Source organism: Bacteroidota bacterium (assembly GCA_017303975.1).
Classification (GTDB): domain Bacteria; phylum Bacteroidota; class Bacteroidia; order JAFLBG01; family JAFLBG01; genus JAFLBG01.
This window is the reverse complement of the sequence record JAFLBG010000001.1, coordinates 72,703-87,733: the sequence shown is the minus strand read 5'-3', so window position 1 is coordinate 87,733 and position 15,031 is coordinate 72,703. Positions and strand designations below refer to the sequence as shown.

11 protein-coding genes are annotated in these 15,031 nt (G+C 37.2%); 5 read left to right on the top strand and 6 right to left on the bottom strand.

The window, feature by feature from the left end; translation table 11 throughout:
- Positions 1-37: 37 nt before the first annotated feature.
- Together gldD and J0M08_00430 are read right to left on the bottom strand one after the other, a co-directional pair.
- Positions 38-652: a gliding motility lipoprotein GldD gene (gldD, locus tag J0M08_00435; protein MBN8701508.1), complete on the bottom strand. Its 615-nt coding sequence runs from the start codon at positions 650-652 to the stop codon at positions 38-40.
- A gap of 66 nt (positions 653-718) precedes the next feature.
- On the bottom strand, positions 719-1,897 hold the full coding sequence (locus tag J0M08_00430) for an acyl-CoA dehydrogenase family protein (protein MBN8701507.1): 1,179 nt from the start codon (positions 1,895-1,897) through the stop codon (positions 719-721).
- A 195-nt stretch (positions 1,898-2,092) separates the two neighbouring features.
- Here J0M08_00430 and J0M08_00425 point away from each other — a divergent pair, with 195 nt between their 5' ends.
- The 3 genes from J0M08_00425 (at position 2,093) to J0M08_00415 (ending at position 7,863) form a co-directional block, all read left to right on the top strand.
- Positions 2,093-3,235, top strand: coding sequence for an OmpA family protein (locus J0M08_00425; protein MBN8701506.1), 1,143 nt, complete (start codon positions 2,093-2,095; stop codon positions 3,233-3,235).
- Positions 3,236-3,299: 64 nt separating this feature from the next.
- The gene (der, locus tag J0M08_00420) at positions 3,300-4,610 is read left to right on the top strand and encodes a ribosome biogenesis GTPase Der (GenBank protein ID MBN8701505.1); all 1,311 of its coding nucleotides are present in this window, start codon (positions 3,300-3,302) and stop codon (positions 4,608-4,610) included.
- Between the two features lie 190 nt (positions 4,611-4,800).
- The gene (locus J0M08_00415) at positions 4,801-7,863 is read left to right on the top strand and encodes a gliding motility-associated C-terminal domain-containing protein (GenBank protein ID MBN8701504.1); all 3,063 of its coding nucleotides are present in this window, start codon (positions 4,801-4,803) and stop codon (positions 7,861-7,863) included.
- A 177-nt stretch (positions 7,864-8,040) separates the two neighbouring features.
- On the opposite strand, the gene J0M08_00410 is transcribed toward J0M08_00415, so the two are convergent.
- On the bottom strand, positions 8,041-10,050 hold the full coding sequence (locus J0M08_00410) for a T9SS type A sorting domain-containing protein (GenBank protein MBN8701503.1): 2,010 nt from the start codon (positions 10,048-10,050) through the stop codon (positions 8,041-8,043).
- A gap of 204 nt (positions 10,051-10,254) precedes the next feature.
- Here J0M08_00410 and lpdA point away from each other — a divergent pair, with 204 nt between their 5' ends.
- Positions 10,255-11,658, top strand: a complete 1,404-nt coding sequence (gene lpdA / locus J0M08_00405) for a dihydrolipoyl dehydrogenase (protein ID MBN8701502.1) — start codon at positions 10,255-10,257, stop codon at positions 11,656-11,658.
- 12 nt (positions 11,659-11,670) lie between these two features.
- Positions 11,671-12,195 carry a hypothetical protein gene (locus J0M08_00400; protein ID MBN8701501.1) on the top strand — a complete coding sequence of 175 codons (525 nt, stop codon included), beginning with the start codon at positions 11,671-11,673 and terminating at the stop codon, positions 12,193-12,195.
- Here J0M08_00400 and J0M08_00395 read toward each other — a convergent pair.
- The 3 genes from J0M08_00395 to J0M08_00385 all read right to left on the bottom strand — a co-directional run bounded on the left by J0M08_00395 (position 12,192) and on the right by J0M08_00385 (position 14,985).
- Entirely contained in the window at positions 12,192-12,458 is a 267-nt protein-coding gene (locus J0M08_00395; protein MBN8701500.1) for a DUF983 domain-containing protein, read from the bottom strand. The two genes, J0M08_00400 and J0M08_00395, sit on opposite strands and share 4 nt — an antisense overlap.
- A gap of 269 nt (positions 12,459-12,727) precedes the next feature.
- Complete coding sequence (locus tag J0M08_00390; GenBank protein MBN8701499.1) at positions 12,728-14,251, bottom strand: hypothetical protein; 1,524 nt, start codon at positions 14,249-14,251, stop codon at positions 12,728-12,730.
- Positions 14,252-14,259: 8 nt separating this feature from the next.
- Positions 14,260-14,985 (bottom strand): glycosyltransferase family 2 protein, encoded by a 726-nt coding sequence (locus J0M08_00385; GenBank protein MBN8701498.1) that lies wholly within the window; start codon positions 14,983-14,985, stop codon positions 14,260-14,262.
- Between the last annotated feature and the right edge of the window lie 46 nt (positions 14,986-15,031).

Sequence of the window (15,031 nt, the reverse complement as noted above, 5' to 3'; positions counted from 1 at the left end):
GCTATTGGTGATATACATCAAGATTCTCAAAGAATGTTTACTTCCACCGGAAATTTTTAACGAATCTATCTATATCCTTTTCTATAAAGCTAAGCGCAGGAGCCAACGAATCTTTGTTGGGCTTACAATTAAAATAAAAAGAACCTCTAATAAAATGTTTAACACTATCCGTTAAAAAAAATTGAACGGACGATGCCGCATTGCCCTCAATATGATACACCAATCCATATACTCGTGTCGAATCATTCTGAATTAATTCCTCTTCTATTCCATCTGCTTTTATTTGGTGTTTGCTTGCAAGCTCCCAAGAATCTTGTACCGCTTTTTCAAGTGTGGTATCGTCCACCTGCTTATAACTAAGGTGAAGCGTGGCGTTGTATTTATAAAACTCTACATTAATCCAACAAGGATTGGAATGTCTTTTGTCGTGAACAATTTTTGAATATACCGGGTATTCAAATTGGAACGGACAGTTTTCATTAAAAGTAACATATGACTTCTCAGGAAAGCTCATTCTGTAGTAGCCTTTAGGCTTAGGGGCATAGTATTCTTCGTCATCACAGGAGGTAAATCCGAATAAACACAAAAGCCCCAGCCATGTCCCAAAAGAGAATGGCTGAATAATTCGAAATATAGAAACAGAACGGGTCATTAAATATAGATTCGCAAGTAAGATTAGTTTCCTTCTCCTCCCCTCTGGGGAGGCCGGGTGGGGCTTTTACATAAACGCATTAAACCCGGTAACATCCATACCGGTAATCAACAAGTGAATATCGTGAGTACCCTCGTATGTAATAACAGATTCTAAATTCATCATGTGGCGCATAATTGGATACTCGCCCGTAATGCCCATTCCACCATGTATTTGGCGTGCTTCACGAGCTATTTGTAACGCCATGTTCACATTATTCCTTTTTGCCATTGATATTTGCGCAGGTGTAGCACGATTTTCGTTTTTCAAAACGCCCAAACGCCAAGCCAATAGCTGTGCTTTGGTTATTTCCGTTATCATCTCGGCTAATTTTTTCTGAGTAAGCTGAAATGCGCCAATAGGTTTATCAAATTGAATACGTTGTTGTGAATAACGCAAAGCAGAATCGTAACAATCCATTGCTGCGCCCATTGCTCCCCAAGCAATTCCATAACGAGCCGAATTCAAGCAACTCAAAGGTCCTTTCAATCCTTTTACTGTTGGAAAAATATTTTCTTTGGGAACTTTTACATTCGAAAAAACAAGTTCTCCGGTTGCACTTGCTCGTAACGACCATTTGTTGTGCGTTTCCGGTGTAGTAAAACCTTCCATGCCTCTTTCTACAACCAATCCTCTAATATCTCCGGCTTCGTCTTTTGCCCAAACCACAGCCACATCAGCAAACGGAGCATTAGAAATCCACATTTTGGCTCCATTTAGTAAATAGTGGTCGCCTTTGTCTTTTATGTTGGTAAGCATTCCGGCCGGGTTAGAACCGTGATCGGGCTCTGTTAGTCCGAAACAACCCATCCATTCGCCTTTTGCGAGCTTTGGTAAATATTTTTTCTTTTGTGCTTCTGTACCAAAAGTATAAATAGGATACATGACCAATGATGACTGTACCGATGCCGTTGAGCGTATTCCGGAATCGCCTCGCTCCAACTCTTGCATAATGAGTCCGTATGAAATTTGATCCAACCCCGGACCACCATATTCTTGAGGAATATAAGGACCAAAAGCACCAATATCTGCAAGACCTTTTATAAGCTGTTTTGGAAATTCGGCACGTTGCGCATAATCCTCAATTATGGGAGAAACCTCCTTTTTAACCCATGCACGCGCTGCATCACGAATCATCTTATGTTCATCGGTTAATAACTCATCAACCAAATAGTAATCTACACCTTGAAAATTATCAGTAGCCATAAATAATGTTTGTTAATTGTATAGGATGAATTTACATATTTCTCCTCAATCGGCAATCAATTGTATAACCGTACTGTTAAGTTTTTGTTCGTGTTGTTTTTTGCTTATTTTCACTTAATCTAAATTGTTTTATATGGTACAGTTTTTGTGATTGTACCAATATATCATTTACAAAAAATGCTAACCACAAAACAAATGAAAAAACATTTTTTAACAACCTTATTTTTTGTATTGGGTTGGTTTATATTACTAAATGCACAGGAGTCTCCTAAACTACTTCGAAAAGATTATTCCATAAAGTCGCCTATCTGCAACGGCTCTACAGATGATTATTTTGTAACGTATCAAAATATTGATAAAAAACCTTTAGATATCGTAATAGCCATTAACGACTTAGATGGCAAATGGATGTGCAGAGAAAAAACAAATATTGCTCCCAATGACACGATGAGCTTCTTTTTGTGCAAAAGCAAAGGAAATTTGAAAATCGATTTTAGATATGCCGGAGCCTCTGTTGGACTAGAAGACTGCGGGAAATTAAATGAAGAGTATTATAAACAGCATCCGGAAAAAAAGATAGAGGAACCTACTCAAAAACTAACAACCATTAGTGCAAAGGTTTTGTTTGGCGATAAAGAAAAGAAACCACTTGCCAATCAAAAAGTTTCTTTAAAAGACGGAAAAGGCAAAACCATGCAGAGTACAACGACAGATAAGTATGGAGACTTTACGTTTTCCGACATTCAATCCAAGGCCAATTTAGAGTTTTATTTAGAGAAAAACCCGAATCTAACAGCATCAGATAAGGTTTTCATTGCGGAAACAAACGGAAAAATAATTAACGAAATGAAGCGAGACCCGATATCTGGCGGATTTGTATATAAGCTGTTGCCTGCAGACGTAAAAAAAATGACATTGCTGGACGAAGCGGAAGACCCCTTCTTGGCAATAAAAGATTTCTCTAAATCGGCAAACAAAAACATTACTGTAGCAGATAATATATACTATGCTCCTGGCTCAAAAGAGTTGGTAGCAGAAACAAAAGTTAAACTAGAAAAAGTAATAAGTGTATTAAGAGATAATCCAACGCTAAAAATTGAGGTAATATCGCATACCGACTCCAAGGGCGATGACCAATCAAACCTAAAACTATCCGAAGAACGAGCAAAAATTGTAGCCGGTTATCTTGTTGCAAAAGGAATAAATGGTGATAGGATTGCAAGCAAAGGATTAGGCGAGACACAGTTGCTTAATCGTTGCCAAAATGGTATCGATTGCTCCGAAAAAGAACACCAATTAAACAGAAGAACAGAATTTCGATTTATTAAATCTGAGTAGTTGGTTATAATTCCTACCTTTGCACTTTAATTAAACAAGTTCTATTAACAATCACTTTTAGTAAATGGGAAATATTGTTGCTATTGTAGGGAGACCCAATGTAGGAAAATCGACTCTTTTTAACAGAATTACAGAGTCGCGCAAAGCTATTGTAGATGAAACAGCCGGAGTAACAAGAGATAGGCACTACGGAAAAGGAGAATGGAACGGTATTGAGTTTTCAATTATTGACACGGGTGGATATATCAAGGGGTCTGAAGATATTTTTGAAGAAGAGATTAGAAAACAAGTACAGCTTGCTATTGAAGAGGCGGATGTAATTTTATTTGTGGTAGATGTGTTTGAAGGTGTTACACATTACGATAAAGAAGTAGCAAACATTCTGAGACGATCCAAGAAAAAAGTTTTATTGGTTGCAAACAAGGTGGATAGCAGCGCACGAAGCACTATGGCTGCCGATTTTTATCAATTAGGAATGGGGGATCCTTTTGCTATTGCATCCATCAGCGGCTCCGGAACAGGTGATTTATTGGACGAAATGGTAAAACACATTACCCCTGACGAAAAAAATGATTTAGAGCACCTGCCCAAATTCGCAATTGTTGGAAGACCCAATGTTGGAAAATCATCGTTGCTAAATGCATTAATTGGAATTAACAGAAGTATTGTTACCCCCATTGCCGGCACCACTAGAGATACCATAAATACACGATACAACTTTTTTGGACACGATTTTATTTTGATTGATACCGCTGGTATTCGCAAAAAAGCAAAAGTAAAAGAAGATTTAGAGTTTTATTCTGTAATGCGCTCCATTAAAGCAATTGAAGAGTGCGATGTTTGTATCTTAATGCTAGATGCTACCTTGGGCGTTGAATCACAAGATTTGTCTATATTTCAATTGGCACAAACCAACAGAAAGGGCATTGTTATTTTAGTTAATAAATGGGATTTGGTAGAGGATAAAGAGAACAACACCGTAAAAGAGTTTGAAGAAAAAATAAGAGCCAAAATTGCTCCAATGAAAGACATTCCAATTGTCTTTATTTCAGTATTAGAAAAGCAGCGTTTAATGAAAGCTATTGAAACAGCAGAAATGGTGTATCAAAACAAGCAAAATAAAATATCTACCAGCGTATTGAACGATTTGATGTTGCCTTTAATAGAACACTACCCACCACCATCCATCAAAGGAAAAGATGTACGTATAAAATTTGTAACGCAATTACCTGGCAAGAACCCCAATTTTGCATTTTACTGTAATCTTCCGCAATACATAAACGATCCGTACAAACGTTTCTTGGAGAATAAACTTCGTGATAACTTCAATTTTAACGGAGTTCCTATTGAAATAGTAATAAAGAAAAAGGTATAAACACGCACTCATACGTTTATATTTTCCGTTTATCCTTAAAAACAGTCCACTCCCATAGTACTGCTACTATGTAGTATTATTTAACTATACATTTAAAGTAGTTAGCCCACAGAAAACCACATCTAACCTCCTTTCTAAGTACAGCCCGGGCTATTCGGCTATACGATTGTTTAACTTAATAACAATGTCTATGCAAAGGAATCACTACACCGCAACAATCTTAAGTATTGTGTTTTTTTCTGTTGCCGCAAAGGCTTCATTAAAATTTATTCCGAACGCTAATCAATGGGAGCAACAAGTTAAATACAAAGCAGATTTGCCGGGAGGAGCTGCATTTCTAGAAAAAAATTGCATAACCTATGCATTGTACGATGCAAAAGCGATAGAAGAATTACACCACAAAAATCATGATAAAACAAAACCGATAGAGAATGATTTAATTAATTGCCATGCTTTTAGGGTGAGTTTTATAAACAGCAATGCTTCTGCAAAAATTACAACGGAAGACAAGCAAAAAGTGGCTTACAACTATTTTATAGGTAACGATGAAACCAAATGGGCGAGTAATTTAAGTGCATTCTCAATCGTTAAATACAATGAAATATACAATGGAATAGACTTAAAAATATATTCTCAAGAAAACAATTTAAAATATGATTTTATTGTAAAGCCCAATCAAAATGCAGCAGCCATACAAATGCAATTTGCAGGGCAAGACGGGCTTTCTATTGAATCAAATGATTTACATATTTTAACTTCTGTTGAAAAGCTTATAGATAGCAAGCCATACGCATACCAACTAATAAATGGAAAAACACTCGTTGTTCCTTGTGTGTTTGTACTAAAAAATACTATTGTTTCGTTTGCTTTTCCAAGTGGATACAATAAAAACTATACACTGGTAATAGATCCGGTTCTTTCGGGTTCTACATACACAGGCTCAACAACTCAAAACTATGGGTATTGCGCTACGTACGATTCTCAAAAAAATATTATTTCGGCTGCTCTGTCTTTTGGGGTGGGGTATCCAACAACACTGGGAGCTTACCAAACAGCGTTTGGAGGAGTTGGAGATATTGCCATAAGTAAATTTTCTCCGGATGCACAAAACCTTATTTATGCTACTTATTTGGGGGGCGGACTAAATGAGTTTCCCCTAAGTTTAATTTCTGACAACAACAATAACCTTTACATTTTAGGCAGTACAGGATCTGGCAATTTTCCAACAACCAATGCAAGCTTTGACCCAACTTTTAATGGACAAGAGGATGCGTTCATTTCTCAAATTGGCCCAAATGGAAATGCGCTTATAGCATCTACATTTATGGGTGGTGGTGGTGATGATGGGAAAAAATATGGGGACGTTTTTTTAGACGCTAATGGGTCTGTATTGGCAACATTTGCAACAGAATCGTTCAATTTTCCAAAAACGGTTGGTGTTTACCAAAACGCATTATTGGGATATTCAGATGCTTGTGTAGTAAGATTGAATGCAAATCTTTCCACATTAATATCCTCTACTTTCTTGGGTGGAAACGGATTTGAAGCAGGTTGCAGTATAAATACAAAATCTAATGGAAATATTGTGGTTGGTGGGGTAACAGAAACAAGCGCAGCCTTTCCTACTACACCAAACGGGAACAACACTAGCTTAATTGGAGGAGGGCAAGATAATTTTCTATGCGAACTATCAGCAAACCTTACAACACTTGTATATTCAACCTATGTTGGAACAACAGGATGGGATGGAGTATGCTTTATAGATTTAGATAATCAAGACAATGTTTTTATGTGTTCTTCATCAGATGTTATAATGGCGAGCAGCAATGGTACTTACAACACCAACGGAAACATTTTCTTGGTAAATTTTGATTCAACCCTTTCAACTATATTTTTCGCAACTAATTTAGGAGCTCCGGTTCAAATACCCTCAATGTCAGGGCAAACACCAACCGCATTTAAAATAGACAAATGCGAAAATATATATATTGCCGCATGGGGTGAAACACAGGGTTTCCCGGTAACTCAAGGCTGCTTGCAGCCAAACACAGATGGATTCGATCATTTTGTATTAGTATTAAACAAAAGCGCCACAACACTAAAATATGCAACCAACATGGGTTCTAATGGTGGGTGGGAACACACAGATGGTGGCATGAGCAGATTTGACGAAGACGGAACACTATACCAAGCTGCTTGCACAAGTAGCCCGCAATATCCTACAACAACAGGAGCATATGCAACTATAAAAAATGCAGCGATTTTGTATGACCAGGTTGTATTCAAAATAAATTTTGAGTTTACAATTGCAAAAAATGAAGTTTCTATATCACCCAGTGATAGTATTTGTTTGGGCGGGGCAATTCAGTTTTCGAGCTTAATTACAAACACCACAGCTACAAGCATATGGGGATTTGGCGATAATACATCCCAAAATACTCTTTTAAACCCAATCCATAGCTACCAAACAGCAGGTGTATTTCAAGTACAACTTATCAGTAAAGACACTAGTGTTTGCTTATATCTTGACACCAACTATATAACTATTACAGTAATTGATACCCCTACGATTAATTTACCTATAGACACCGTTATTTGCCCAAATAATTCACTTACCTTAAACCCTAATGCGGGAAACTACTTGTATGCTTGGAATACAGGAGAAACAACTCCAACACTTACTATTGATGATGTTGGAGAGTATTCGGTAACCGTTACAAATGTTTTTTGTGCATCCTCAGCAAAAACTACAGCAAACAAACTAACTATACCAACATTCGGCAACGACACCGCTTTCTGTTCCAACCACCAACCAATACTAAGTGCAGAAAACAAAGGTGCTAACTATCTGTGGTCAACAGGAGAAACAACGCAAAAAATATCCGCAGAAAAAGAAGGTGCTTACAGCGTACAAATAACTATTGGAGCTTGTTCGGTAGAAAAACAGATTAATGTTTGGGGAAATGTGGGTGGAAACATGGTATTCGTACCGAACTCTTTTACACCCAACGGTGATGGACTAAACGATGTATTTGCTGCTAAAGGCGAAGAAGTGCAAGACTTTGAATTGTTTATCTACAACAGATGGGGAGAATTAATTTTTTCAAGCAAAAATATAGATGCCGGTTGGAATGGCACGTACAATGGCCACCTTGTTGAAAACGATGTATATGTAAGTGTAGTTAATTATAAAACAAGATGCGAAGGAGAAAAGGCACACTCGCTTAAAGATTATGTGCTGGTATCTAGGTAATACTTACACTTTATTGAACCGTAATTAGACAGTAGAAGCTTTTGAAAAAAGCGCACTATCTGTCTTAGTAGAGGTAACCGCAACTTAGTATTAGTAAGGTTTCCTTACTTATTCAAACCCCTAAAAACTTTACTAATATTTAGTTGTAGGCAGTTGTATTTCCCAACTGTCTATTATTTAGGGTTGAAAGGAGGCGGATACAACAGCAGAGTTAAAATACATTCCTCCCTCTAAATAAACATGCACAACATACAAACCGGAATTAATTTTAGGTAAATAAATTTTTGCTGTGTCTCCCACTATAAAAAAATCTACACTTTGGTTTTGCCCTAATACATTGGTAATGGCAATGCTTTTTATTTTGGTTTGCGTTTCTATATATAAAGAGTTAACGAACGGATTTGGAAATACAGAAATGTCATTTATTCGATTGCCCGGAGAAACAAACATATTATTTACTGTATAACACAGAGAAGTGTCAACACAACTGCCTTTACTAATTTCTACTGCATAGCTACCGCTTGTTTGTGTTGTGTACGTTTGAGCTATAGCAAGCGGTATTGGAAAATATGAATTGTTACAATCTAGCCACTGATATGTTGCATTGATCTGGTTTGATGCAAGTACATTCGAATTTTGAGACACCGTTGTATCTATTGTGTCTATTGTTAAGTAGATGGCAACAATGCTATCGCACCCTAAAAAATTTACTAGCGTATCGTAATACGTTCCGGACGAATACCAATTACGCTTTCCGCTTGGAGACAAGTAGGTAGAGCAACCGGTTGCACTAAACGAAAAATAGCTTTCGTAACAATAATCAAAAAAATAGGCAGAGCCCGAGCCATTGAGAGTGTTGCCCCCCTGTATATCCTCGTCCTCAAACATTGCACCTATCAACACCGTTTTATTATCAATTGCAACAGATGTTCCAAACTGGTCATTTACTGCTCTATCCGGAGCAATTATTTTTTGGATTTGAATCCAAACGCCATTATTATTTTTTTCATACACATACGCAGAACCAGATGCGGCAAGGGTATTCGCTCCATTACTATCTTGCGATTCATTTCGAGCACCAACAATAATTCTGTTTCCATCGGCACAAATATTCTCTCCAAAATAATCGTTAGCACCTCTATCCAATGCTACTATTTTTTGTTTATCTACCCACACACCGCCCGAGTCCTTTTCAAACAAATACACCGAACCCGCTGCAGAAAGGGTGTTTAAACCTACAACATCTTCATCTTCTAAAAATGCACCTATTGCTATTAAATTAGTTCTTGCCGAAACCGATACCCCAAAGCGGTCTCCAGCAAACCTATCCGGAGCAACCAACTTTTGTTGTTGTACCCAAAAACCGGAGGAGTCCTCCTGAAAAACATACACAGAACCAGATTCTTTTTTTGTGTTTTGTCCATTGGCATCCTCATCTTCTCTATACGCTCCAACAACAACAACATCGTTGTGTATTGAAACAGAATAACCAAACATATCGGTGGTATCTCTATCCTGCGCAACTAACTTTTGTTGTTGTTGCCAAACACCTAAAGAATCGCGCTGAAATAAAAACACGGCTCCTGCATTCGATTTAACATTCTGCCCTAGCGCATCTGTAGCGTCTGCGGGCGAACCAACAATCAACTTGTTTTGCTGAATGCACAAAGAATATCCAAAATGATTATGATTAGTAGTATCTAAAAGTTGAATCTTCTGTTTCTCCTCCCAATTGCCTGTCGCAACCCTTTCAAACAAATATACAGCACCTGCATGAAGATATCCCCCCGATGTCTGAATAGCTTTTTCATATGCGCCAATGGCAATAATTGTACTGTCAATAAATACAGTTGAGCCAAAATAATCACCCGAAGCCCTATCGGCAGGAACAAGTTTTTGTTTCTGAATCCAATCTCCATTTATGTTTTTCTCAAACACGTACACCGCACCCGCTGATGGAAGGAGGTTTAAACCCGATGTATCATTCGATTCGTACTGAGCTCCTACAACCGCATAATTTCTGCTAAGAGAAACAGCACAACCAAAAACACTTCCGCTACTTCTATCAGAAGCAACCACCTTTTGGGGTTGTGTGTAAAACTGAGCAACGGAAAATAGGGGTGTAAAAAACAAAAACAGCAGAATTTGTGTTCTTGCGGTATTAGAGAGTATTGTTATATTTTTCAACACCATTAAAATAAGAAATACTAAAATAAGAACATCTATAATTTATAGAAATCTAGTTGCTACTATATATAATCCCCATTTATAGAGCCAAACAAGCCATGCTCCAATTACACTTTCAAACTACAAATTAATTGGTTTCGCGGCAATAGCCAATACACCACTAAATCAAAAGTTTGTATTAAATTTGAGTAGAAATTAATATGTATGGAAAAATTTGATGTTATAGTTATTGGCTCTGGTCCCGGTGGATATGTAGCTGCGATTCGTTGTGCTCAACTGGGTTTAAAAACTGCCTTAATAGAAAAATACAATACACTTGGCGGCACATGCTTAAATGTGGGGTGTATTCCATCTAAAGCACTGCTTGATTCATCTGAACATTATTACAACGCCACGCACACATTTGCAGAACATGGAATAGATGTGAAGGATGTAAAAGTTAATCTTGCACAGATGATAAAAAGAAAAGAGGGTGTTGTAAAGCAAACATGTGATGGTATTAATTTTTTAATGAAAAAAAACAAGATCACTGTATTTACAGGCCATGGAAGCTTTGCAAGTAAAAACACGGTGGATATTGTAAACGATAAAAACGAGAAAACAACTATTGAAGGTGGAAAAATAATAATTGCAACCGGTTCCAAACCATCTTCATTGCCGGGAATTACAATAGATAAAAAAAGAATTATTTCCTCTACCGAAGCATTGAATTTAACAGAAGTGCCGAAACACCTAATTATTATTGGTGGTGGTGTTATCGGATTGGAATTGGGCTCTGTGTATGCAAGATTAGGTGCTAAAGTAAGTGTGGTGGAGTTTACCGATGGAATTATAAGTACCATGGATGGCACAATGGGCAAGGAGTTGAACAAATCGCTTAAGAAAATTGGATTTGATTTTTATTTCAACCACAAGGTTACATCTGTTGAAAACAAAGGCAAAGAGGTTGTTGTAAAAGCAGAAGATAAATCAGGCAAAACAGTTGATTTTAAAGGAGATTATTGTTTGGTAGCTGTGGGTAGAAAACCATACACCGATAATTTGGGATTAGACAAAGCAGGTGTTAAGCTTGATGCAAGAGGAAAAGTTGAAGTAAATGAACATTTAGAGACAAGCACACCCGGAATATACGCCATTGGCGATGTTATAAAAGGAGCTATGTTGGCGCACAAAGCAGAAGAGGAGGGTGTATTTGTGGCCGAGAAAATAGCAGGACAAAAACCACACATTAATTATTTGTTAATACCGGGTGTTGTATATACATGGCCGGAAGTAGCCAGTGTTGGTTATACAGAAGAACAATTAAAAGCAGACGGGAAAAAATACAAAACAGGTTCTTTTCCATTTAAAGCAAGCGGAAGAGCCCGTGCTTCAATGGATACAGACGGGTTGATAAAAGTATTGGCTGACGAAGCAACGGATGAAATCTTGGGAGTTCACATGATAGGACCTCGCGTGGCAGATATGATAGCAGAAGCTGTGGTAGCAATGGAATACAGGGCTAGTGCCGAAGATATAACAAGAATGAGTCACGCGCACCCTACTTATACAGAGTCTTTCCGGGAGGCCTGTTTAGATGCAACCGGAAAACGAGCATTACACATTTAATTAGTATAAAGAATGAGTTTTAGAAAACAGATTAAACTTTTATTTTTTGCTATTGTACTAACCATATTTAGTACATCGTGTAATTTTAACAAAACGAAAAGCGATGTAGATGAACTAGCCCAAAAAATAACCGTTTCAGAAGAGAATGTTGTTCGTGGGGTTTATTTAGGAATGTCGCCATCAGAAGTGTTAAAAGCAGAAGTAATAAAAGCATCTGTTCAAGAAGCCAACTATTTATTGTACGAAGCCACAACCGATTCATCAGACACCTACACTATTGCTTATACGTTTGACGAAGATTCTTTATCAGAGATACGAATAGATGTTTATACCATAAGCGAAGCAAAAGCTGCGCAACTATTGATAAAACTAAAAGAGTTTTTTGCCAATAAATACGATGACCCAATCACAGAAAACAACACTCTTTTTATTTGGGGAATAAAATTGAATGGAATACCCATGCGTATTGAGTTGGCAGACGAAAGCGAAGAATACAAACAAGGAAAAATTAGCTTAACGATTTACAAGGACAACTAATCTGTTGTTTTTTTCGATACAAACATGTTTATCCAAACCAATCTTGCCAATCGATAGGTAACAGGAACCAGAAGCAAAGACGGAGTTATTATCAAAACAAAACTTTTCCATGTTGCCGCATCTTTGGGCAACACATAACTACTTATAATCCAAAAGGCAAGAAAAATAAGTACGTTAATTCCATAGCTTACATACATGGCTCCATAATAAAATCCTGTTTCCGGCTCAAACGATTGATTGCAAACAGAACACTTTTTGTCCATCTTATCGAATTGTGAAAGGTTATATGGGTTGTTTGTTTTAAAAAAAGCACCCTCATGACATTGTGGGCACTTATTGTAAAAAATGCTGTATAGCTTCGTTCCCTTTTTTGCTAACATATACACAAAGATAATACAATAATTGCGGTAATTTATAACAGCCCAAACTCCCAGCTATGTCACAAACTCGCATCTATCATAGCCACAACATTACTAAGTTAAGCCAACTGGGGTGTTTAGATCTGTACTATAAAAAATCGTTTTAAAAAATTTTATTGCGAAAACTCCTCCCCTATCCCCCATGAATACAGGTTGAAAGTGGTGTGTTTCTTAACGTGTAGTGTTCCCAAATCAATAGTTGGAATACCATCTTTATCTTTTTTTGCTGTTTGGGGATCTATATCTCCCAATTGAAATGTATATTCTGTTGCAGAGGCTTTCCAGTGATAAAAAGGATAATGGCTTGTTATTTCAAAACTACCATCCGGTTTTGTAATGGTGTGGTACGAATGGTCCCACCATTGATTCCAAGCTAAAACTACACCACCCTCAATGGGCTTGTTGTTCTTATCCAACAAAACTCCCTTTAGTTTAAATGCCTTGTTCTGCGAATAATCATAGTAATTTTGAAGACACACACAACTGTCTTTAGTTGCATTGGTGTTTAAAGATAAAAATTCCTTTGCAACAGGTTTAACGGTGCCTAAAATTGTTTTTCCGTTAGCGGTAGTTGTGTACCCCGTTTGATTTACAATCCCCATGAAATTAGGATGAAACCGCCCCCACTCTACATCTTTGTATTGCCACCACGAATAGCCCCATGCTCCGCAATGTACACTTTGCTTAATCGTTTTTCTCGCAAACAATTGCTGTTCCTCATACGTTACCGAATCGTTATCGGCCGGAATTGCTGTTTCTCCTATTATCCAAGGTTTTTTAATGTATCTTCCGTACCAGTATGTTTCGTTTCTAACTTGTTCCGGCTCGTATTCATAAGGGTGTAGCGACAAAAAATCAACTTCAATTAAATTAGGATCCCACGCAAAAACCTCTCGTATGCCTTCTAATCCAATAGTAGTAAGCTGATAGGGTGATGCTTTTTTAAATAATTCGTTCCATCGTTTGGTGGTGTAATATACATGTCTTTTTTTTCGCCCGTATTTGTCAAAGTACAATGGTTCGTTAAATAAATCGTACGCAAAAATTGTAGTGTTCTCTTTAAACTTTTCGGCAAGCGTAACCATGTGTTCTTCGCTAACAGGGCTTTCTGGACGATTGCGAAGCAAAAAAATAATTTTCAATCCATTCTTTTCTGCTGTATTAAATAATAACTCCAATGCTGCTGTGTATTTTTGGTAGGTATCTTCTGTAGCAAGAATAAGGGTTGTGTCTTTGCCATTTCCTCTGTACGACTGAAATGTTAGGTCTTTATTGTTTTTTTCGTTTACCGAAACCTCGCCAATACCAACTATTCTAACGGTGTTAAAACCTAATTCTTTTATCAGATTAAAATCGGCATCCAGCTGTTTTAGCGAACGCTCTTTCGACAAAACACCCGAAATACTATCGCTTTTGTAACTGCCCGATGGTGCAGGCCAAATATCGTTTCCGTCTGTTTGCGAGCTAACAATGTAGTTTAGTATAACAGGAAAAAAGGGTTGATTCTTTAATTCGAATCCGGTTTTTCCAATGGATACAAACAGGGGATTTTTTTGTGGTACAATTTCTTTCTTTTGAAAATAAAAGACGCTAAGAAGCGCGCCAATTAAAACAAGTACGAGTATAATTTTTTTCACAGAAAAAACTATTTGGCCCCAAAGAGACCGTATTTTAAAATACAATAAATAGCTCTAACCCCATCTTTCCAACCAATTTTTTTTCCCTCTTCGTACGTTCGTCCATAATAAGAAATACCAACTTCGTAAATTCGCACCCCTTTTATTCTTGCTGTTTTTGCGGTTACTTCAGGCTCAAATCCAAATCTTTTTTCGGTTAGAGAAATATTCTTTAAGATGTCGGCCTTAAACAATTTGTAACATGTTTCCATATCTGTCAAATTCAAATTGGTAAACATGTTCGACAAAAAAGTTAAAAACTTATTTCCAATCGAATGCCAAAAAAACAATATTCTGTGTGGCTTTCCGCCCATAAAGCGCGAACCAAATACCACATCCGCAAAACCATCTAAAATAGGTTTTAGCAATATATTGTATTCATTGGGGTCGTACTCCAAATCGGCATCCTGAACAATAATGTAATCGCCCTTTGCCAATTCAATTCCCTTGTGTATAGCAGCACCTTTCCCTTGATTAAATGGTTGATTGTACAAAGAAATTTTTATTTCGGCATTGCTTTTTATATACTCTTCAACAACTTGTTGGGTGTTGTCTTTAGAGCAATCGTTTACAATTAGTATTTCTTTTTGAATTCCATCGGGCAACACAACAGCTTTCACTTTGTTTAAAATTAAGTGTATTGTGCGCGCCTCGTTGTAGGCTGGAATCAATATAGAAAGAGTTTTTTGTTGCATTGTATAAGGCAAAGAAACAAAAATTTAGGGAAAGAAACACCCTTTT